19 protein-coding genes are annotated in these 21,434 nt (G+C 56.9%); 7 read left to right on the forward strand and 12 right to left on the reverse strand.

Going from position 1 to position 21,434, the window contains the following annotated elements:
* Positions 1 to 76 precede the first annotated feature (76 nt).
* Positions 77 to 904, forward strand: a complete 828-nt coding sequence (locus V7680_RS10955; RefSeq protein WP_335653311.1) for an FAS1-like dehydratase domain-containing protein — start codon at positions 77 to 79, stop codon at positions 902 to 904.
* A gap of 175 nt (positions 905 to 1,079) precedes the next feature.
* Here the strand turns inward: V7680_RS10955 and katG are convergent, their stop codons facing one another.
* From katG to V7680_RS10995, 8 genes are all read right to left on the reverse strand, one after another.
* Positions 1,080 to 3,317 (reverse strand): catalase/peroxidase HPI, encoded by a 2,238-nt coding sequence (gene katG, locus V7680_RS10960; RefSeq protein WP_335653312.1) that lies wholly within the window; start codon positions 3,315 to 3,317, stop codon positions 1,080 to 1,082.
* Positions 3,318 to 3,706: 389 nt separating this feature from the next.
* Positions 3,707 to 4,603 carry an SDR family oxidoreductase gene (locus V7680_RS10965; protein ID WP_335653313.1) on the reverse strand — a complete coding sequence of 299 codons (897 nt, stop codon included), beginning with the start codon at positions 4,601 to 4,603 and terminating at the stop codon, positions 3,707 to 3,709.
* 179 nt (positions 4,604 to 4,782) lie between these two features.
* A complete protein-coding gene (locus tag V7680_RS10970; protein WP_335653314.1) occupies positions 4,783 to 5,157 on the reverse strand; it encodes a hypothetical protein in 375 nt (124 codons plus the stop codon).
* 507 nt (positions 5,158 to 5,664) lie between these two features.
* Entirely contained in the window at positions 5,665 to 6,351 is a 687-nt protein-coding gene (locus V7680_RS10975) for a DUF4197 domain-containing protein (protein WP_335653315.1), read from the reverse strand.
* A 112-nt stretch (positions 6,352 to 6,463) separates the two neighbouring features.
* On the reverse strand, positions 6,464 to 6,982 hold the full coding sequence (locus V7680_RS10980; RefSeq protein WP_335653316.1) for a hypothetical protein: 519 nt from the start codon (positions 6,980 to 6,982) through the stop codon (positions 6,464 to 6,466).
* A gap of 71 nt (positions 6,983 to 7,053) precedes the next feature.
* Positions 7,054 to 7,845 (reverse strand): SDR family oxidoreductase, encoded by a 792-nt coding sequence (locus tag V7680_RS10985; protein ID WP_335653317.1) that lies wholly within the window; start codon positions 7,843 to 7,845, stop codon positions 7,054 to 7,056.
* A 12-nt stretch (positions 7,846 to 7,857) separates the two neighbouring features.
* On the reverse strand, positions 7,858 to 8,994 hold the full coding sequence (locus V7680_RS10990; RefSeq protein ID WP_335653318.1) for an acyl-CoA dehydrogenase family protein: 1,137 nt from the start codon (positions 8,992 to 8,994) through the stop codon (positions 7,858 to 7,860).
* An 82-nt stretch (positions 8,995 to 9,076) separates the two neighbouring features.
* A complete protein-coding gene (locus V7680_RS10995) occupies positions 9,077 to 10,270 on the reverse strand; it encodes an acyl-CoA dehydrogenase family protein (protein WP_335653319.1) in 1,194 nt (397 codons plus the stop codon).
* A 231-nt stretch (positions 10,271 to 10,501) separates the two neighbouring features.
* On the opposite strand from V7680_RS10995, the gene V7680_RS11000 reads away from it, so the two are divergent.
* From V7680_RS11000 to V7680_RS11025, 6 genes are all read left to right on the forward strand, one after another.
* Entirely contained in the window at positions 10,502 to 11,338 is an 837-nt protein-coding gene (locus tag V7680_RS11000) for an SDR family NAD(P)-dependent oxidoreductase (protein ID WP_335653320.1), read from the forward strand.
* On the forward strand, positions 11,335 to 12,765 hold the full coding sequence (locus tag V7680_RS11005; RefSeq protein ID WP_335653321.1) for an MFS transporter: 1,431 nt from the start codon (positions 11,335 to 11,337) through the stop codon (positions 12,763 to 12,765). Before V7680_RS11000 ends, V7680_RS11005 begins: the two co-directional genes overlap by 4 nt.
* A gap of 116 nt (positions 12,766 to 12,881) precedes the next feature.
* Positions 12,882 to 14,183, forward strand: coding sequence for an acyl-CoA dehydrogenase family protein (locus V7680_RS11010; RefSeq protein WP_335653322.1), 1,302 nt, complete (start codon positions 12,882 to 12,884; stop codon positions 14,181 to 14,183).
* Positions 14,184 to 14,189: 6 nt separating this feature from the next.
* Complete coding sequence (locus V7680_RS11015) at positions 14,190 to 15,278, forward strand: Zn-dependent alcohol dehydrogenase (RefSeq protein ID WP_335653323.1); 1,089 nt, start codon at positions 14,190 to 14,192, stop codon at positions 15,276 to 15,278.
* Between the two features lie 15 nt (positions 15,279 to 15,293).
* On the forward strand, positions 15,294 to 16,355 hold the full coding sequence (locus tag V7680_RS11020; protein ID WP_335653324.1) for a phosphotransferase family protein: 1,062 nt from the start codon (positions 15,294 to 15,296) through the stop codon (positions 16,353 to 16,355).
* Position 16,356: 1 nt separating this feature from the next.
* On the forward strand, positions 16,357 to 17,148 hold the full coding sequence (locus V7680_RS11025) for an SDR family NAD(P)-dependent oxidoreductase (protein WP_335653325.1): 792 nt from the start codon (positions 16,357 to 16,359) through the stop codon (positions 17,146 to 17,148).
* A 13-nt stretch (positions 17,149 to 17,161) separates the two neighbouring features.
* Here V7680_RS11025 and V7680_RS11030 read toward each other — a convergent pair whose 3' ends face one another.
* From V7680_RS11030 to rplQ, 4 genes are all read right to left on the reverse strand, one after another.
* Positions 17,162 to 17,782, reverse strand: coding sequence for a hypothetical protein (locus V7680_RS11030; RefSeq protein WP_335653326.1), 621 nt, complete (start codon positions 17,780 to 17,782; stop codon positions 17,162 to 17,164).
* Positions 17,783 to 17,903: 121 nt separating this feature from the next.
* A complete protein-coding gene (locus V7680_RS11035) occupies positions 17,904 to 18,434 on the reverse strand; it encodes a hypothetical protein (protein WP_335653327.1) in 531 nt (176 codons plus the stop codon).
* Between the two features lie 131 nt (positions 18,435 to 18,565).
* Complete coding sequence (locus V7680_RS11040) at positions 18,566 to 20,710, reverse strand: prolyl oligopeptidase family serine peptidase (RefSeq protein ID WP_335653328.1); 2,145 nt, start codon at positions 20,708 to 20,710, stop codon at positions 18,566 to 18,568.
* A gap of 86 nt (positions 20,711 to 20,796) precedes the next feature.
* On the reverse strand, positions 20,797 to 21,219 hold the full coding sequence (gene rplQ, locus V7680_RS11045; protein WP_335653329.1) for a 50S ribosomal protein L17: 423 nt from the start codon (positions 21,217 to 21,219) through the stop codon (positions 20,797 to 20,799).
* Positions 21,220 to 21,434 lie beyond the last annotated feature (215 nt).

Below are 21,434 nucleotides of genomic sequence, written 5' to 3' on the forward strand. Positions count from 1 at the left end.
AGGTCGCCCCGATCAGCACCAATATGATCCTGTCCTATGTCGCCGAACATGTGCTGGGCCTGCCGAGGAGCTATTGATGGCCGACTGGGCAGACTGGATCGGCAAGAGCGAGACGCGCCATGACGTCATAACGCCGGGTCTGCTCCAACGCTTTTGCGCGACCATCGACCGGCCGGTTACCGATGAGATACCCCAAGGTCTCCACTGGTGCCTCTGCCTGCCCGATGCCCCCTCGGCGCAGCTGGCCGAAGATGGGCATCCCGCAAAAGGCGGTTTTCTGCCACCTATCCCCCTGCCCCGCCGGATGTGGGCGTCGAGCAAAGTTGCGTTCGAACATCCGCTGCAACTGGGCGATGCAATATCGCGTGTCTCTACCGTGGCCAGCATTGAAGAGAAATCGGGCAAGTCAGGCGATCTGGTTTTTGTCGCTGTCGATCATGAAACACGCGTCGGCGATCGGGTGGCGATCAGGGAGCGGCAGAATATCGTCTATCGGGAGCCTGCTACAACCGCAGCACCGGCCAGTTTGGCCAGCAACGAAACTCCAGACCTCAGCGGTTGGAGCTGGCAGCAGAAAATCGTGCCGTCCGAACCATTATTATTCCGCTATTCGGCGCTAACCTTCAACAGCCACCGTATCCATTATGACCAGCCCTATGCGATGCAGGAAGAAGGCTATCCCGGCCTTGTCGTGCAGGGACCGCTGATGGCTACATTGTTGCTCAATCTGGCCGCACGCGAACTGGGAGTGAACGGGCTCTCCCGCTTTTCCTTCCGGGGCCAGGCGCCCGCTTTCGCCAATGCCGCGATCTATCTCGTCGGCAAACAGGAGGGCGAGAATATTGCGCTCGCCGTCATCGGCAATGATGGAAAAGAAATCATGACCGCACAGTCCGCGATATAGGGGGAACGGATCCCTTCGTTCGTGCTGAGCTTGTCGAAGCACGATGGCGCGCACTCGTCCTTCGACAGGCTCAGGACGAACGGGAAAGTATCGATCCACCCAATTCTAACCGCAACATAAAGCCCGGCAGCTGCGGATCACGCGGCCACCGGGCTTTCCTTAAATCAAACGTGACTTAGAAACGGTCGGCGTTCATCACCTTGGTCCAGGCTGCTGCAAAATCCTCGACAAATTGCTGGTCCGCATCATTCGAGGCGTAAACTTCGGCTACGGCGCGCAATTCCGAATTGGATCCGAAGATCAGATCGACCGGTGTCGCAGTCCAGACCAGCTTGTCCGTCTCGCGGTCACGGCCTTCGTACAATCCGGCATTGCTGTCCGACTTCGACCATTTGGTCTTCATGTCGAGCAGATTGACGAAAAAGTCGTTGCTCAGCTGTCCGGGATTGGCAGTGAACACACCGTTGGACGACTTGCCCGCATTGGCGTTCAGCGTCCGCAGCCCGCCTACCAGCACCGTCATTTCCGGCACCGTCAGATTGAGCGCGTCGGCCTTGTCGACCAGTGCTGCCGCTGGTGCCATGTCGGCACCGGAAGCATAATAGTTGCGGAAGCCGTCGGCCTTCGGTTCGAGATAGGCGAAGGATGCCGCATCGGTCTGTGCCTGCGTGGCATCGACGCGTCCGGGCGTGAACGGCAGACTGACCTTGTGGCCGGCCTTGCTTGCCGCCTGCTCGACCGCAGCATTGCCGCCCAGGACGATCAGGTCAGCAAGCGAAACCTGCTTGCCGCCCGTGGCGCTCCGGTTGAAATCCTTCTGGATCGCTTCCAATTTGCCAAGCACCTTGGTCAGTTCCGCCTTGTCATTGACCGCCCAGCCGCGTTGCGGCTCGAGCCGCAGTCGCGCACCATTGGCACCGCCACGCATGTCGCTGCCACGGAAGGTCGAGGCCGAAGCCCATGCCGTCCGCACCAGTTCCGATGTTGTCAGACCCGTAGCCAGAATTTTCGACTTGAGCTGCGCGACATCGCTATCGCCAATCATAGCATAGTCCGCTGCGGGCAGCGGGTCCTGCCATACGAAGCTCTGGCTCGGTGCATCGGTTCCGACATAGCGAGCCGAAGGGCCGAGATCACGATGAGTCAGCTTGAACCACGCGCGCGCAAAAGACGCCGCAAATTCATCGGGATTTGCATGCCAGCGCTCGGCGATCCTGCGGAAACCGGGGTCTTCCTTGACCGCAATATCGGTGGTGAACATGATCGGCGCGTGGGTCTTGCCCGGAATATGCGCGTCGGGAACCATGTTCGCCGCATTTGGATCGCTCGGGATCCACTGCGTAGCACCGGCCGGGCTCTTGACCTTGACCCATTCGAAGCCGAACAGATTGTCGAGATACTGGTTGGTGAAAGCAATCGGATTGGCAGACCATGCGCCTTCAAGTCCGCTGGTGATCGTGTCTTCAGCATTGCCCTTGCCGCATTTATTGGCCCAGCCCAGACCCTGCGCTTCGATACCGGCGGCAGAGGGTTCTGCATCCATACATTCTTCAGGCTTGTGCGCACCATGCGCCTTGCCGAACGTATGCCCACCAGCAATCAGCGCCAGCGTTTCCTCGTCGTTCATCGCCATATTGCCAAAGGCACGGCGGATATCGGCAGCGGCCGAAATCGGATCATGATTGCCGTTCGGTCCTTCCGGATTGACGTAGATCAAACCCATTTGCGTTGCAGCAAGCGAGCCCTTGAGATCGCCTTTACCGTCGCGGCGGTTGTCGGCCAGCATCTTGGCTTCCGGCCCCCAGAACACCAGATCGGGTTGCCATGCATCGACGCGGCCACCAGCGAAGCCGATGGTCTTGAAGCCCATATCCTCGAGCGAGACATTGCCGGTCAGCACCATCAGATCACCCCAGGACAATTTCCGGCCATATTTCTGCTTGATCGGCCACACCAGACGCCGCGCCTTGTCGAGGCTGACATTGTCGGGCCAGCTGTTGAGCGGTTCGAACCGTTGCTCCCCGCCATCGGAGCCGCCGCGTCCGTCACCAACACGATAGGTACCGGCGCTGTGCCACGCCATGCGGATGAAGAACGGACCATAATGGCCGTAATCGGCTGGCCACCAGTCCTGCGAAGTGGTCAGGACCTTGCGGATATCTTCCTTGACCGCAGCGAGATCGAGAGTTGCGAACTCGGCAGCATAGTCAAAGTCCGGGCCGTAGGGATTGGACTGGGCCTCATGCTGGCGGAGCGCCGCGAGGTCGAGGGTTTGTGGCCACCAGTCCTTGTTTGACATGGCACCTGGCGGGTCTTGCACAACCGTTTTTTGGGCTTGGGCCGGACTGGCCATCACCAACGGCGCCATTGACGCTGCCAGCAAGGCGAAAAGTGAAACTTGTGATTTGGACATTTTTCTCTCCTTCGGGACCATCCCGTTATGGAGAAGATATTATCTGCAGAAGAAGTAATGCCGAAATCAGTAAATTCCCTAAGCCTGATCGAAGATGTCGATTAAAGCCGGGATTGTTTTAAAAATATGCGATCAGTGAGAGCATTGATCGGCCGGGCATGACAAAACGAAAGAAGCCCGGCGGCTGGGTCGCATTAACCGCCGGACTTCCTCTGGATACCCAAAATGGGCTTGGTGCGACACCGGGATCGAACTGAATGAACCGCTCGATGGGGTCGGTGTCGCAAGAGTTTGTTAACCGAGTCTTATTGCGGCGAGTGTGATTAGGATCACTGACCTAAAGAAAAAGAAACGGGGACCAGAGGAAGCCGGAGCGGACTGGACGTTATTCACACCGTCCGTTTTGCGCGGTCCTTCTGGTTCTGCCCCTGGATCGCGTCTTTCGCAGCGCTCCACTCGTCATCGCCCCACGCGAGCAGTTGCGAGAAATTGCCGCCGCCGGCAAGATAGCTGCCACCGTCGATAGCGATCGTCTGTCCGGTCAGATATTCGACCCCGGGTCCAAGCAGGAATGCTGCGAGATTGGCAAGTTCGTGCATTTCGCCCGGCCGATCCATCGGGGCGCCGCTGCGTTGTCGCTCTTCGTCGCTGCCGGTGGGATTAAGCCGGCTGGACATGCCTTCGGTCGGGAACAGCCCCGGTGCGATCGCGTTGAGGCGGATGTTGTAACGCGCCCATTCAACCGCCAAGCTCTGGGTCATCACGTTGATCCCGGCCTTGGACATCGCGCTGGGCACAGTGAAGGCGCTGCCGTTCCACACCCAGGTGGTCAGGATCGAAACAACATTGCCGCGCGTCTTTCCCTCGATCCAGCGTTTGCCGATATCATGGGTCATATAGAATGTGCCGCGAAAGACGATGTTGGAAATTGCGTCAAAACCGCGGATGGAAAGATCTTCGGTGCGGGAAATGAAATTGCCCGCCGCGTTATTGACCAGACCGGTGAGCGGTCCGTGCTGCTGCCAGATGATATCGTTCATCTCGCTGATCATCTCTGCACTGCGGATATCGCACGGGTGCGGAACGACCTTGCCGCCATGTTTCGCGACCAGTTCTTCCGCCGTCGCCTGGCACACTTCGCCGCGCCGGCCGCAGATATGAACCTCGGCGCCAAGCTTGAGCAGGCCTTCGGCCATTTCCTTGCCGAGACCGGTGCCGCCGCCGGTGACGAGTATCCGCTCGCCCTTCATCAGACCGTCGCGGAACATGAGTTTGCTGGTGTCCATATCATCCTGTCCTGTTCTGTTATTTGTTATGCCGCTCATGCTTCATGAGTCGCTGCATTCAGACTAGCAGCAATGACGGAGGGGAAAAGCTGCTTCTTGGTGCAGGTTTGACCGCTGGGAAATTGTGGGGATGACATCGCAAATCTTCGCGTCCATCGCGCAACAAAAAAAACGGGAGCTTATCCGAAGATAAGCTCCCGCTGCGCCTCTGTTGGGGCTGCTGTCGTCTTGCGATTCCAGCAGTCGCTTGTTCGGCGTCCGGCTTCCGGTCCGAAGGCGTTAATGGTTGGTGGTTTTCCACGTGTCCGCTTGAGCTTCTCCGCTTCGGTTTCCAACCCGCATTGGGTCCAGTTACCCGATGATCCTTGTCCGGTCGATCCGTTCCGGCTTGCGCCTTCGCTTCTCGGTCTTTCTCCGATCATCCGCCGTGAGATCATTTTATCTTTCTTGCGAAAAATGAACTGGTCATCTCGACGATCTTCCGGTTCCCGGGCTGTCCTGCGGGTCATTGCTGACTGGTCGCTGGTTCGTCCGATTGCCTTCCGATAAGCCATATATGACTCTTGATCCCGAGTCGGACCAAATGGAAAATGGAGAGTTATCCACAGGCAGCATAGTTAACGGTGGAAAACTCCTGCCGGTGCGGTGGATAAGTTCTGGGTACGGCCGGGGGTGCACCTGATTGCGGGGGTTGTCCGCTGGTCCGGTTCTTCAATCGGGAGGAGATTATGGAAGAACCGGACCTTTGGACCAACCCCGGCGCCTCGATTGGGAGGAGGATGTGGCAGCCGGGATTGTAACTCTTTGTCTCAGACCTGAACCGTTGACAGCAACACGATGCCGCTAACGGAAAGGGCGGCGACAATATTGAAAAGCGTTCTCATGGAATTTCTCCTTGTTAAAACGCCCGTCAAACATCTCTTTTCCTGCGTAACTTACAGGCTCCAGATGGTCGCTTCGGATTTCAGTTTCAATTGAGAATGGAGTTCATTTGGTTGCGTAATTTGCAACTGGCTCCACGACCTGGCAGGTCGTGCACGAAGCCCATCCCGTTGGAAGCATTAAAAAATATTCTTGAGCAGCTTTTTCCCCTTGTCGAGCGGGTTGCGACGGAAATTAGCTTCTTCCCTGCCAATATAGTTGAAAATGCCTTCGAGCGCCTGATCGGTGACACTGTCGGTCAGACCATCGCGAGAAATATCTGCTCCGCCCAGCCGCGCCAGCGAGGAAATCGATCCAAGTTGCTCCACCTGCTTATAAGCACCGAGGTCTCCGAGCGCTTTTTCCACCAATGGCCGGACTTTGATCGCCAGCTCTTCGCCAGATGTACGGCGGAGATAATCGGAACCCGCCGCATCGCCGCCGGTCACGATGCCAACGCCGTCCTGCAACGTGAGACCGTCGATCGCCGAGCGGAACACCGGCTTGGCTTCGAGAGCCGCCCTGCCCGCAGCGTCATTAAGTGTTTTGGTGATATCTTTGGTCAGACCGGCCTTGCTGGTGAAGCGCAAGATGCTGGTCGCCTTCTGTAACGGACCGGGCAGCAATATCCGCACCGCCTTGTCCGCGTAGAAAGCGCCTGGCTCGGAAAGCTTGTCGAGCGCATTGTCGGAGGCATCACCGAGCAGGCTTTTCACACCAGTGTTTTGCGCCATGGCGGGTGTCGCAGCAACAGACATCAGCGCCAGCGGCGCGGTCCCGAGGGCTATGGCGGTGACTGTTTTGCTCAAGACTTTTCCGTAACCCATGACCGTTTCTCCTGTTTTAACTCAGGAGATCATAGCATATTTCGTTGGCTCGTGCCTGAACGGCACCAGACATGCTGGTAAAATCATGCAAAATCGGAGAGTTTTCGCCAGGCTATTTCCGTTCGGAGAACAGCAATATGCCCTTGGTTTCGGTCCCGGACAATTCCGTCAGCGCAAGCGAGAATGGGTCCCCCTCGGCGGTTTCACCCGAAAGGCTGGTTCCGTCCCGTGCGACTTTAAAATCATTGCCGGTCAATCGGGCTTCATACCAGTCGGCCAGTTTCTCGACTCCGGCTGGCGACTTGAAGCTTATCTTGACCTCGCCGCCCTTCCCGTCCTTGTCCTCTATATCGAAGCTGGTCACCTGGCTGCCGGGATAGAGATCGACATCGTTCATGTCGAAATCATCGCTGTCGAGAGTGATATCCGGAAGATCGACCTCCATCGAGAAGCCGTCGGCCTTGATCGAGAATCTGCTGTCATCGCCGTCGCCACCGATTTTGATCTTCTCGGCATCGGACTTGTCTTCGTCGCTAAAATCAATCGATACGCCGGAGCCGTCTTCAGACTTGCTGCAAGCCGACAGACCAAGCGGCAACGCCGCCAGTAGAACAAGATATTTGGTAGACATGATAATCCCTCCACACTGTATTATTGAGTTAATACAGTGTGGAGGCTATTTCGTCAAGCGTCAGTCTGGATTCAGGCCTCGATCGAGGTTCCCGGATTGGCAGCATTGACAACACCGCCATCGACGGGAAGCGTCGAACCGACGACATAGTCACCAGCCGAGCTGGCAAGGAATACCGCTGCGGACGCCATGTCCTCGGGACGGCCAATGCGTTTCGCCGGGATGCCTTTTTCGACCGCATCCTGATGGTCGCGAGCCGCCTTGTTCATCGTTGAAGCGAAAGCGCCAGGCGCGATGCCAGTCATGATGATATTTTCCTGCACCAGCTTGGACGCCATTTTGCGGGTCAAGTGGATGACCGCTGCCTTGGAAGCCTGATAGCTGTAGGTTTCCCAAGGGTTGACCTTCAGGCCGTCGATCGAGGCAATGTTGATAACCTTGGCCGGACGCTCAAAGCTGGCAGCAGCTTTCAGTTGCGGGTGCAAGGCCTGGGTGAGGAAGAACAGGCCTTTGACGTTGGTGTCCATGACCTTGTCCCAGCCGCCTTCGGAGAAAGACGTATATTCTTCACCCCATGCGACACCGGCGTTGTTCACCAATATGTCGAGCTTGTCTTCGCGCGATGCGATTTCAGCGGCCAATGCCTTGCAGCCTTCATAGGTCGAGATGTCGCCCTGGATATAGGTGCACTTGTCGCCAAATTCGGCAGCGGCGGCTTCACCCTGATCGGCCTTGCGACCAGAGATATAGACTTTGGCGCCCTGAGCCAGAAAACCTTCGGTGATCATCGCGCCAATGCCGCGCTGGCCGCCGGTTACCAGAGCAACACGACCTTCGAGAGAGAAAAGCTTGTTAAAATCCATCGTCATTATCCTTTAATAGCCGTGCATTTCAGCGACGAGATTGGTGTGATAATTCGCATCACCCATGAACTCCTGCAGCGCGCGGTCGCGCTTCATATAGAGGCCGATATCATATTCGTCGGTCATGCCGACGCCGCCATGCATCTGGACGCCTTCCTTGACCGAAAGCGCGGTTGCCTTGCCGGCCTTTGCCTTTGCAACGGAGACCATAAGGTCCGCGCTGGCCGAGCCTTCGTCGAGCAATTGCTGGGCTTTCAATACGGTGGCCCGAGCCACTTCGATCTCGCTGTAGAGATGCGAGATACGGTGCTGCAATGCCTGGAACGATCCGATCAGCGACCCGAACTGGCTCCGGCCTTTGATATATTCGACGGTAATATCCATGGCACCGGAGCCCACGCCGAGCGTTTCGGCAGCGGCGCCAGAGCGACCGGCATTGAGCAAACGGCGCAAGATTGCGTCACCGTCGTCGACTTCGCCGACCACTGCGTCGGCATCGACGAGTACGCCGTCAAATTGCATATGTGCTGCCATCGCGCTGTCGACCAGCCGCGCATTGTCTGTGGAGAGACCTTTCGCATTGGTATCGACGGCGAAAAGGGTCAAACCCTTTTCATCACCGGCCTTGCCACTGGTCCGCGCTGCGACGAGAACCATGTCTGCCGAACCGCCCTGAACCACGAACTGCTTCTTGCCGTCCAGCTTGAAGCCATTGCCTTCACGGGTCGCTGCCATGCTGATCTGGTCGGGACGATGTTTCGCGCCCTCGTCAATCGCTAGCGCAAGCACCGTATCTCCGGAAAGGATGCCCGGGAAATATTTGTCGCGCAAAGCCTTGCCGCCGGCGTTGAGCGCTTCGACCCCGGCAACCGCCGTGGTCAGAAAGGGCGATGGCGTGAGATTGCGTCCGATTTCTTCGAGTACGACACCCGCTTCGACATGGCCGAGCCCGAGGCCGCCTTCGTCTTCGCCGATCAATATGCCGGTAAAGCCCATTTCGGCGAACTGCTTCCACAACGCATGCGAAAAACCGTCCTTGCACTGCTTGTCACGAAATTCACGCATGTGGGAGACCGGTGCCTCGCCTTTCATAAATTCTACCGCGCTATCGTGAAGCATCTTCTGATCGTCGTTCAAATAAAGAGGCATTTTCTAGTCCTTATCTTGTTCTGTGCACTGCGAGCGCGCTCGCAAACCCGTTCCGCTGGAACGGTGGTCGGGAAGAGCCCTGCTAGGCGCCGGGCAACCGCAATATCTGTTTGGAGATGACGTTCAGCATGACTTCGCTGGTGCCGCCCTCGATGCTATTGGCTTTGGTCCGCAACCAGTCGCGTGCGGTAAGGCCGCCGTTGCTGGCATCGCTTTCCCATTCCAGAACCGCGCTACCACCGGCAGCCATGATCAGCTCGTAACGGCTCTTGTTGATCTCGGTGCCGACATATTTCATCATGTTCGGCTGTGCCGGATGGCAGAGGCCAGCCTTGAACGTGTCGCCGAAACGCTCGGCCATCGCGCGGAAGGCAAGCAGTTCCATATCAAGGTCAGCCAGTTTCGCCCGGAGGATCGGATCGTCGAGACGGCCCATTTCATCGCGGCCGATCTTGTCGGCAAATTTCTCACCCAGCGAACCGCCAGCCGATCCGCCCTGACCGGAGATCATGCTGCGTTCGTGGCCGAGCAGATATTTGGCGACGTCCCAGCCCTTGTTTTCTTCATAAACAATGGCGGACACGTCTTCGCCGTAGGATTTTGGTACTTTCACATCGTCGAAGAAAGTTTCGCAAAAAGGTGAAGCGCCGGAAATAAGCTTGATCGGCTTGGTCGAAACGCCTTCGCTGGCCATATCGAACAACAGGAAGGTGATGCCCTTATGCTTCTCGTTCTTGTCGGTGCGGGTCAGGCAGAAGATCCAGTCGGCCTGATCGGCGTAGCTGGTCCAGATTTTCTGACCGTTGACCAAATAATGATCGCCCTGGTCAATCGCGCTGGTTTGCAACGAGGCAAGGTCGGAGCCGGAACCCGGCTCGGAATAACCCTGACACCAGCGAATCTCTCCGCGAGCGATCTGCGGCAGAAAATGCTTTTTCTGTGCTTCGGTGCCGAAATGCAGCAGCGCGGGGCCAAGCATCCAGATGCCGAAGCTCGACAAGGGAGACCGGCATCTGAGCCGCGCCATTTCCTGACCGAGGACTTTTGCTTCGGCCCGCGACAGTCCGCCGCCGCCATATTCTGTCGGCCAGTCGGGCACCGTCCAGCCTTTTGCGGCCATGATATCCAGCCATTCTTTCTGCCCGGGTTGGTACACCGCATTGCGGCCGCCCCAACAAGCGTCATCTTCACTTGTCATTGGCTCGCGCATCTCTGGCGGGCAATTTGCTTCGAGCCAAGCGGCGGTCTCCGCGCGGAATGTTTCAAGATCGGACATCACGAATTTCCTTTTAATTGATCAATTAAAGTTGGACTATCATAAGTGCGTTGATCGATTCAATGATTCCCTTGGCTTGAAGTCAAAATTTTTCCGGGATTCTGACGCAGATTTTTACCACGATCGACCGGACTTATGATTTCCGTAACGGAAACAAGCTTGGTCGACCTAGGCGGTTGATGCGCGAAGGCATCGCCGCTTTAATGTTGAATAAAAAGGGAGCGCAAGAGGATGCGATTTAAGGGCAAGACGGCCGTGATTACGGGCGGATCATCTGGCATCGGACGCGCCAGCGTCGAACTTTTCATGCGCGAGGGCGCTACGGTCGTCATGGGCGACATCGACGAGGCGGAAGGCATCGCGATGATGTCGGCGCTCGGCAACAATTTTCTGTTCCAGAAATGTGACGTGACCCAGGAAACCGAGATCAAGGCACTTATGGATTATGCGGCGGAAAAAACCGGCGGCATCGATATCGTGTTCAACAATGCCGGTGCAGGCGGTCCCCGCGATCCAATCGACGAGATCAGCGGCGATGACTGGGATTTTGCTATGGCCTTGCTGCTCAAATCCGTTGCAATGGGCATCCGCCACGCTGCGCCGCATCTCAAACAACGCGGCGGAGGAGCGATCGTCAACACTGCCTCCATCTGTTCTTTTCAGGCGGGCTATGGCCCGATTGCCTATTCCACAGCCAAGGCCGGTGTATTGCATCTGACCAAGGTCGCAGCAGCCGAACTGGCGCAATATAAGATCCGGGTTAACGCGATCTGCCCCGGCTTCATCCAGACCAATATTTTCGCGGCCAGCCTTGGCGCGAATAAGGAAGAGGCCCAGCAGATCAATTCGGTACTGGGCCAGGCAGCCGCCAATGCGCAGCCGGTTGCCCGCCCCGGCGTGCCCAGCGACATCGCCGAGGCAGCCGCCTATCTGGCGTCGGATGCAGCAGGCTTTGTTACCGGTACACATTTGCTGGTCGACGGCGGCATGCTCGTCGGCACCCCGGGCAGCTGGAACCCCGAGATTCCCGGAATGCTCGATGCAATCGTACCGGAGCATTTACGTTGACAGACACTTCCGACAAACTGCCGCTTAGAACAAAAATCCTATATGGTTTTGGTGCTTCCGCTTACGGGATTAAGGACAACGGTTTTTCCGTCTTTCTCCTATTCTATTATAATCAGGTTATCGGCATGCGCGCCGATGTTGTCAGTCTGGCGATTGCGATCGCGCTGTTCGTCGATGCGTTCATCGATCCGATGATTGGCCAGATGACCGATCGGACCCGGACACCGATAGGCAGACGCCACCCGTGGCTATACGGCGCGGCCATCCCGATTGCCGCCGCCTGGTTGCTGCTATGGCATCCACCCGAAGCCAGCGCCGCGATCCAGTTTTTCTATCTGCTGACGATGGCGATGCTGGTGCGGATATCCCTGTCGGCTTACGAAGTCCCCTCGCTGGCGTTGTTGCCGGAACTCAGCCGCGATTATCATGAACGCACCAGCACCTTGCGCTACCGCACCCTGTTCGGCTGGGCCAGCGGCCTGGGCATCATGGTATTTGCTTATGGCGTCCTGCTGGTCCCCAGCGAAAAATATCCCGTCGGAATGCTCAACATCGACGGCTATTCGACCTTCGCGATCATCGGCGCCTGCATCATGGCCTTTGCCGTCCTGGTGTCGGCCGCCGGCACCCACAAGCGGATGGTTGGCCGGTACAAGGCTGAAAAAACCCAGCCGAAGACCGCCGAAAGCTTCTCGGAAATGCTATCCGCGTTCCGCTTCTCGCCTTTTCTGTTGCTGATGTTCGCTGGCGTTTTCGCCTTTACCAATCAGGGGCTGCTATTCTCGATGACGCCCTATCTGCTGACCCATGTCTGGGAATTTGGCTCCGCCGAGATGACGCTTTATTCTGCGGTATTATTCATCGGGGTAATATTGGCATTTGTTCTGGTAACCCCGATTTCCAAGCGGACGGGAAAGCCCAAGGGAGCGGCTTTTTTCACACTGTTTGCGGTCGTCATTGGCACTGCACCCTATTGGCTTCGCATGGCCGGGCTCTTTCCCGATCCTGGATCACCCTTGCTCATCCCCATTCTTTTCACCTTCCTGGTCATTGGGATCGCGGCCAGCATCTCGGCGATGATCCTGACCATGTCGATGATGGCCGATGTGACGGACGCCTATGAATATGACGTCGGCAAACGCACCGAAGGTCTGTTCTCGTCGGGCATGTGGTTCATGCAGAAAATGGTCGGCGGCATGGGGATTTTGCTGTCAGGCTTGATCATTTCCTTCATCCAGTTGCCTGCGAAAGCCGTGCCCGGAAGCGTCGATCCCGTGATTGTCGACAATCTGGCCTTGATCTTCGTGTCACTGGTAACCGTAATCGGACTTGCAGGGACGTGGGCCTACACCCTGTTTCCGCTAACCGAACAAGACCATGGAGAGCGCGTAGCAAAGCTCGCCGCGACAATGCCGAAGGTGAAATGAAGATAGCCGAATAAAAACTCCTCCGCTGAGGTGCTTTCGCTGTGGCAAAGCCGCGACGCCTCTGATAAGTTAATCGTATAGTTAAATTGCAGACACTCAAAAAAGAGGGCTTGGGAATGGATTTCGATCTCACTGAAAAGCAGGAATATTGGCGCAACCGGGTACGTGATCATATCGATACCCACCTCCGTCCGCGTCTGGGTGATTATCACAAGGAAGAATCGACCGGCGAACGGTGGAAGGTCCTGCAAGTCATCGAGGAAGAAAAGAAGAAAGCCAAGGAAGCTGGCATATGGAATCTTTTCATGCCGCCCGCGAACCCGAACCTGCCCCATATCGACGATGTCTTCGAATTTGAAGGCCCTGGCCTTACCAATCTGGAATATGCTTTGTGCGCAGAAGAGATGGGCCGGGTTGGTTTTTCTTCGGAAGTGTTCAACTGTTCCGCTCCCGATACCGGTAATATGGAAGTGTTCCACCGCTACGGCACATTGGAACAGAAAGAACAATATCTCCGGCCGCTGATGAACGGCGAGCTGCGCTCTGCCTTTCTGATGACCGAGCCAGCCGTGGCATCTTCCGATGCTACCAATATCGAAACCAAGATCGTTCGCGATGGCGATGAATATGTGATCAATGGCCGCAAATGGTGGTCATCCGGCCTCGGCGACCCGCGCTGCAAAATCGCGATCGTCATGGGCAAGACCACCTTCGAGGGCAGCCGCTACACGCAGCAGTCCCAAGTTCTGATGCCCACTGACGCACCCGGTGTGAACATCATCCGTCATCTGCCCGTGTTCGGCTATGACGATGCGCCGCACGGCCATATGGAAGTCGAAATGAAGGACGTTCGCGTTCCGGCTGCCAATGTGATTCTCGGCGAAGGGCGTGGCTTCGAAATTGCCCAGGGTCGCCTCGGACCCGGTCGCATCCATCACTGCATGCGGACCATCGGTGTCGCCGAAGAAGCGCTCGAGAAAATGGTCAAGCGCCTGCAATCGCGTGTCGCTTTCGGCAAACGCATTTCCGAATTCAGCGTCTGGGACGAGCGCGTTGCCCGTGCCCGGATCGACATCGACATGAGCCGCCTGCTCTGTCTGAAAGCGGCTGACATGATGGACAAGGTCGGTAATAAATATGCCAAGGCCGAGATCGCGATGATCAAGGTACAGGCGCCGAACATGGCACTGAAAATCATCGATGATGCCATTCAGGCCCATGGCGGCGGCGGCGTTTCCGACGATTTCGGTCTGGCCCAGGCCTATGCCCACCAGCGGACCCTGCGGCTTGCAGACGGTCCGGACGAAGTGCACAATCGCACGATCGCCAAGATGGAATATGGCAAATATGCCGAAACCGCAGACGGCAGCAAGATGAAGGACGAATTTTCATCCGGCGATCTCGCCGTCACCCGTTAGGAGAATATGATGAAGGCAGCAGTTCTGGTCGAAGCGGGAAAACCGCTCGTAATCGAAGACGTCTTGATCTCCAATCCGGGGCCGCATGAAGTGTTGATCCGGACGGCAGCCTGCGGGCTATGCCATTCGGATCTGCATTTTATCGACGGCATCTATCCGCATCCCCTGCCCGCCATTCCGGGGCACGAAGCGGCGGGTATCGTCGAGGCGATCGGCAGCGAAGTCCGCACCGTCGCCGTCGGCGACGCGGTGGTAACCTGCCTGTCCGCCTTTTGCGGCCATTGCGAATTCTGCGTATCCGGCCGGATGTCATTATGCCTCGGTGCAGACACGCGGCGCGGCGCTGATCAGGCACCGCGCATCACACGGCCTGACGGTTCGACCGTCGGGCAGATGCTCAATCTTTCCGCCTTTGCCGAGCAAATGCTGATCCACGAACATGCCTGCGTCCGGATCGACCCGGAAATGCCGCTTGATCGTGCAGCGGTGATCGGCTGCGCAGTTACCACCGGCGCCGGTACGATCTTCAATGCCTGCAAGGTAACGCCCGGCGAAACAGTCGTGGTCGTCGGCTGCGGCGGTGTCGGACTGGCGACAATCAATGCCGCCAAGATTGCCGGTGCTGGCCGGATCATCGCTGCAGACCCGATCAAGGAAAAGCGCGACCTTGCGATCAAGCTGGGTGCGACGGACGTGATCGATGCATCGGCCGAAGATGCGGCTGCACAAATAATCGAACTGACCAAAGGCGGCGTCGACCATGCGATCGAGGCGGTCGGGCGTCCGGCCTCCGGCGATCTGGCGGTTGGTTCGCTCAAACGCGGTGGCACTGCAACCATACTCGGCATGATGCCGCTCGATCACAAAGTCGGCCTGAGCGCGATGGATCTGCTTTCGGGAAAAAAACTACAGGGTGTACTAATGGGGGCCAATAGATTCCCGGTTGATATCCCCCGGCTGGTGGACTTTTATCTGCGCGGGATGCTTGATCTGGACAGCATTGTTGCTGAAACGATCCCGCTCGAACAGATTAATGACGGCTTTGAAAAAATGAAAAAAGGTGATGCGGCCCGTTCCGTGATCGTCTTCGGATAAAGAAAGAAGGAATCCATGAACCCACAGGTTGATATGGTCGGCACGATGGACGTGCCGGAAAAAGACAAATTGGACGAAGCCAATCTGAACCGCTGGATGGAGGCGAATGTCGAAGGCTTTGCTGGCCCCCTGACCTTGAGCAAATTCAAAGGCGGGCAATCCAATCCGACCTACAAGATCGAAACGCCCACAAAATCCTACGTCTTGCGCAAGAAACCGTTCGGAAAACTACTGCCCTCGGCCCATGCCGTTGACCGCGAGTTTCGGGTGATTGCAGGGCTCGACCCGACTCCTTTCCCCGTCCCCAAGCCTTATGGCCTGTGCGAGGACGACAGCGTGATCGGGACGATGTTCTACGTCATGGACATGGCCGATGGCCGGACATTCTGGGAAGGCACATTGCCGGATAGCAATCCCGAAGAACGCCGCGCCATCTATAATGAGATGATCGATACGCTGGCGCTATTGCACAGCTTTGACCCGACTGAACTAGGTCTGGAAAAGCATGGCAAGCCCGGCAATTATTGCGAGCGCCAGATTTCGCGCTGGACGCAGCAGTACAAATTATCCGAAATCGACAAGATTCCCGAGATGGACCGGCTGATCGAATGGCTCACAAAAACCATTCCCGAGCAGAAAGGCTTTGGCATCGTCCATGGCGACTACCGGCTCGACAATATGATATTCGCTCATGACGAGCCCAAGGTGATCGCGGTTCTCGACTGGGAACTCTCGACGCTCGGCGATCCGATTGCCGATTTCGCTTATTGGTTGATGGCCTATGAAATGGAACCCGAAGGCCGAAGCGGCCTCAAGGGCGTTGATCTGGAGCCTCTCGGCATCCCCACACGCGAGGAAGCGATTGCCCGATACTGCGAAAAATCGGGTATGGCTGAGCTGCCGCCGATGGACTGGTATCTCGCTTATAATCTTTTCCGCATCGCTGCAATTTTGCAAGGCATTCAGAAGCGGGTTGCCGATGGCACCGCCAATAGTGCAGCAGCCGCCGAAATGTCCGATCGGGTTACCCCATTGGCAATAGCCGGCTGGGAAGCCGCAAAGCGAGCAGGAGCTTAACATGGATCTCAAAGACAAAGTCGCGATAATCACCGGAGCCGGTAGCGGGATTGGCCGCGCCGCGGCTTTGCTCTTTGCCCAGCATGGCGCCAAGGTTATCGCTAGCGACGTCACCGATGCGGTGGAAGACACGGCCAAGGGTTCGGAAGGCAATATTATCGCGATCAAGGCCGATGCCGGATCAGAAGGCGATGTCGAGATGCTGGTGGAAGCCGCTCAGCAGCGTTTTGGCGACCTCAATGTCTTCTTCGCCAACGCCGGGATTGGTGGCGGGTTCGAAGGCATATTCGACAGCAGTGTCGCCGAATGGCAGGAAGTGTTGCGGGTCAATTTGATCGGACCGTTTCTGGCCTGCAAATATGCCGGAAAAGTAATCGCAGAGAGCGGGCATGGCGGATCGATCATCTGCACCGCTAGCGTCGCCGGCATCCGGTCCGGTGCCGGTGGCCCCGCTTATTCAGCGTCCAAGGCCGGCGTTATCAATCTGGTTAAGGTTGCGTCGCAGCAATTTGCGACCTCCAACGTCCGATGCAACGCGATTTGCCCCGGGATCACCGAAACCGGCATGACCCAGTTCATCTACGACAAGGCCCGCGAAAAGGGCAAGGAAGACCGGCTCGGCTATCTCAATCCGCTGCGCCGTGGCGCCTCGCCTAGCGAGATGGCGGAAGTCGCGCTGTTCCTGGCGTCCGACCGCTCGTCCTATGTCAATGGACAGGCGATTGCGGTCGACGGCGGCCTGAGTGCATCGCATCCGGTCACCCGCCAGGAATTTGGACGGACTGCAGTTTAACTAGTATTGCGAATTAATTCGCGAAAGCGAGGTCACCATCGCCGATCTGGACAAAGTCCACTCGGCCTTCGGTGGCGCCGCAGACGAATGTGCTCCGGTCGCTGTTCGACAATTCGCCTTCAACGCGCCAGCCATCGCCATCACGGGCGACTGAATCAATTGCAGTAACCTGCGCGTCGGATCCGGCTTGCCGTTCAGCGGCGGAGGAACAGGCGTTAATCGCCGATTCCATCGCACCGGTGCCCCGGCTATCCCGGCTGTCGCTGCGGTTTTCGGCACGCCAGTCGTCATGACGCTGCCGATCGGTGCGATAGTCGCGATCATCGGAACGCTGGTCCCGGTTATTTTTTGAAGCAGCGCTGGCAATGGCAGCGATACCGCCGATCACCAATATCCCCGCCAGTACATCGCCACCGCTAACTCCGCCGCGATGGCGGCGATGTCCGCGATAGCCGCGGTTACTCCGCCAGCCCTCGGCCTTTTCGATTTCGGCAGACCAGCCGAGCAAGGCCGCGTCGATCGGCGTGGCAATAGCGCTGCCGCTGTACATTGGCGCTGCCATCGCTGGTGCAACACCGGTAAAGATCAATGCAGTGGAGGCTGCAACGGCAGAAATTCTTGTCACTATGGTCATGTCTGATATCCCCATTTGGCGCAGACTTCCCGTCAAGAATCCTGCAGTTGAAACGAATATAGTTGGTCCAGCCTGTCACCAGGCTGAACCGTTTTTCCTTGTTCTGAACCTATGGCCCAGATTAGCGACGGCTGTAGTTGAGTCCGCTAAATTGGACGTCGCTTACCCGATTGCCTTCGATATAGCAGGTGAATTTACCCTGGTCAGAATAGCTCGATCTGTGATTGCGACCACGCCGACCCTGCTCGACCAGAATCTTGCCCTTGACCCGATAGCCGTAGCGCGTCCGGTCGACGTCGCGGATGTCGGTTACAGATGCCCGGCCACGACGTGTCGCTTCACTCTCGGCGGCCCGCACGCAGCGGTTGACCGCTTGGCGCTGGTCGATTTGCCGGTAGTTATTGCCATAGCGGCTTTCTGTATAGCGGCCGTTATCATAACGGTCTCCGCGATAATTTGTATCGCGATATCCACGATCCTTGTTGCTTGAGCTCGCTATCGCAGCAATGGCTCCGATGATTGCGACACCGGCGATTACTTCGCCAGCGCTTGGCCCTCCATTGCGGCCGTCTTTGGCCATTGCAGGGGTTGCAGAAACGGCCATTGCAGCAGCAGTAGCGGTTCCGACAAGAGCCTTGTTTAACTTGTTCATGTCGACTTTCCTTTCACACTGCCCGAAACCTTTTCCCGAGCTTGCAAAGCCCTTTTAGGTGAGTCGGCTTGAGTGAAGGCTGAACTGTGTCGACAGCATCCGTTCAGGTTAATAGCTATTTTTATGAACAGTTATTTATCGAGGTTTAACCCGGTCGCATGCGCCAGAAAGGCGTATATATCCGAATATTCCTCGATCACCTTGTCGGTCGGCTTGCCGCTGCCGTGACCGGCGCGGGTCTCGATGCGGATCAAATGAGGCTTGTCGCCCGTATCCAGTGCCTGCAACCGGGCGGTATATTTGAAGCTATGGCCGGGAACGACCCGGTCATCGGTATCGGCAGTCGAGACGATCAAAGCCGGATAGTCGATACCGCCTTTGATATTGTGATAAGGCGAATAGGCGAGTTGGGTTCTGAAATCCTGCTCCTTGTCCGGATAGCCATAATCATCGACCCAGTAGCGTCCGGCGGTAAAGCGGTCGAAGCGGAGCATGTCCATCACCCCGACCGCAGCATGACCGGCGGTGAACAGATCGGGTCGCTGGTTCATGACAGCGCCGATCAGCATTCCGCCATTGGATCGCCCTTCAATAGCGAGCCCGTTTTGCGAGGTGACGCCCATCGTGAGCAAATATTCACCAGCGGCGATAAAATCGTCAAAGACATTCTGCTTGTTCTGCAAGCGGCCAGCATCGTGCCACTCCTTGCCATATTCTCCGCCGCCGCGAAGATTGGCCGAGGCGAACACGCCGCCGGCCTTGATCCACGCCATCCAGGCCGGCTTATATTGCGGCAGCACCGAAATATTGAACCCGCCATAGCCGTACAGCATGGTTGGCGCGCCTGCCGACAGATCCTGCCCCTTCATATGCACAAGGAACATCGGGATCTTGGTCCCATCTTTGCTCTCGTAAAAGCGCTGGGTCACTTCGACCGTATCCGGATCAAATGGTAGTGACGGCGCGGCCCAGACCGTCGGTTCCGACGATGGTTCGTAACGGAACACAGTGGTCGGGCGGTTGAAGCTCTGGAAGCTGAAGAAGCCTTCTTCGCTCTTCATCAAACCGCTGAGACTAGTAACCTGCCCCGGTCCTGGAAGGTTGAGGGTGCCAAGCGCTTTACCGTCTAGATCGAATGTCGAAAGCTGGCTTTTAGCATCGACGAGATAGCTGACGACCAGCCGGTCACCGACGATCATCGTCCCGTTGATCACAGCATCGCTTTCCGCGATCACTTCGGTAAACTCCGGCTCTGCTGCACTCATATCGGTTTTCACTACGCGCAACCGGGGTGCGTCCTTGTTGGTCTCGAAATAGAGCGTGTCACCAACTCCGTCGATCAGACGCCAATCATGATCGAAGCCGCTGACCAGTTTGCGCGTTTCCAGTTCCGGCGCATCCACTTTAATCATCGTAACCTCAACGCGCTCATCGGTGCCGGAAGCGGACGCAATCATCACCCATTCCTTGTCCGATGTCAGTTCTGCGAAATGGTTGAGTTCCGGCTGACCCGGCGTTGCAAAGACTTTGATATCCTTGGCCTGATCATTACCGACCGGGTGCAGATAGATGGCATGATTCAGGTTAGTCGACTGGAACGCCTCGCCTTCGCCCGGTTCCGGGTAACGGGAATAGAGAAAGCCGATATTTTTGGGCATCCATACGATATCGGTAAACTTGGCCCACTCGACCGTATCCGCCTTGACCTCGCCCGTTTCCACATCAAGGACCTTCAGCGTCCGCCAGTCCGAGCCGCCATCCTGAACCGCATAAGCGAGCAGGCTGCCGTCACCGGACGGTTTCCAATTGGCCAGCGCAGTAGCCCCGTCGTCCGACCATGTTGCAGGATCGATCAGCACCCGTTCTTCGCCATCCACGCCATCGCGGACGTAGAGCACCGCCTGATTCTGGCCGCCGCTCTTGCGTTCGTAGAAATATTTGCCGCCGGCTTCGACCGGAATGCCGAGATCATCGTAATCGAATAATTCTTTCATCGATTGCGCGAGACTGTCGCGGCCCGGCAGCGTTTCAAGATAGGCATCGGTGACCGCATTTTGTGCCTTCACCCAGTCCGCGACCTCGGGATCCTCGCGAACGTCATTCTCGAGCCAGCGATAGGGATCGGAGATATATTCACCAAATTGCTCTTCGACGACGTCAACAGTCTTGGTTTCCGGATATGTCAGGGGGGATTCCTTGTTTTCATGGCCCGCGGCAAGCACGGGAGCGTTTGCGGCCAAACCGAGGGCCAATGTCAAAATGGTCAGACTGCGCATAATTATCCCAGACAAAAGAAAAGAGGCCGCAAGCTTATCGCTCACGGCCTCTCATATCAATTGAAACTGTAACCTGGATGAAGGACTTAAGCGTCTTCGTATTCATCCTGAACGCTCTGGTCCGGACCTGAGTCCTTGCCCTTTGCGTCGACATCGCGGTCAACCAGCTCGATGATGGCCATAGGCGCAGCATCGGAAGCACGGAAACCGGCGCGAATGATGCGGGTATAACCGCCACTACGTTCGGCATAACGGTCGGCCAGAACTTCGAAAAGTTTCTTTTCCTGGGTTTCATCCATCAAACGCGCATGCGCGAGACGACGGTTGGACAGGCCACCTCTTTTGCCGAGCGTGATCAGCTTTTCGACTACGGGGCGCAATTCCTTGGCCTTTGGTACCGTCGTCATGATCTGCTCATGCTTGATCAGTGCAGCCGCGAGGTTCTTCAGCAGAGCCTGACGGTGAGCACCGGTCCGCTGCATCCGGCGGCCCTTCATTCTATGACGCATAGATATTTCCTTCGTTCGTTATGGGGCCGTATGAGGTACCCCGCAGCAGGTGATTTTCATTGGGCATCACCAACAGACCCTTGTCGTCACTCCAGCCTGAGCCGGGATGCCGGTAAAATTAACCGAGCAGCTCTTGTTCAAGCTTCTTGGCCATTTCTTCGATATTTTCAGGCGGCCATCCAGGAATGTCCATGCCGAGACGCAGACCCATGCTG

This window comes from Parasphingorhabdus sp. (assembly GCF_036963705.1).
In the GTDB taxonomy this organism is placed as follows: Bacteria; Pseudomonadota; Alphaproteobacteria; order Sphingomonadales; family Sphingomonadaceae; genus Parasphingorhabdus.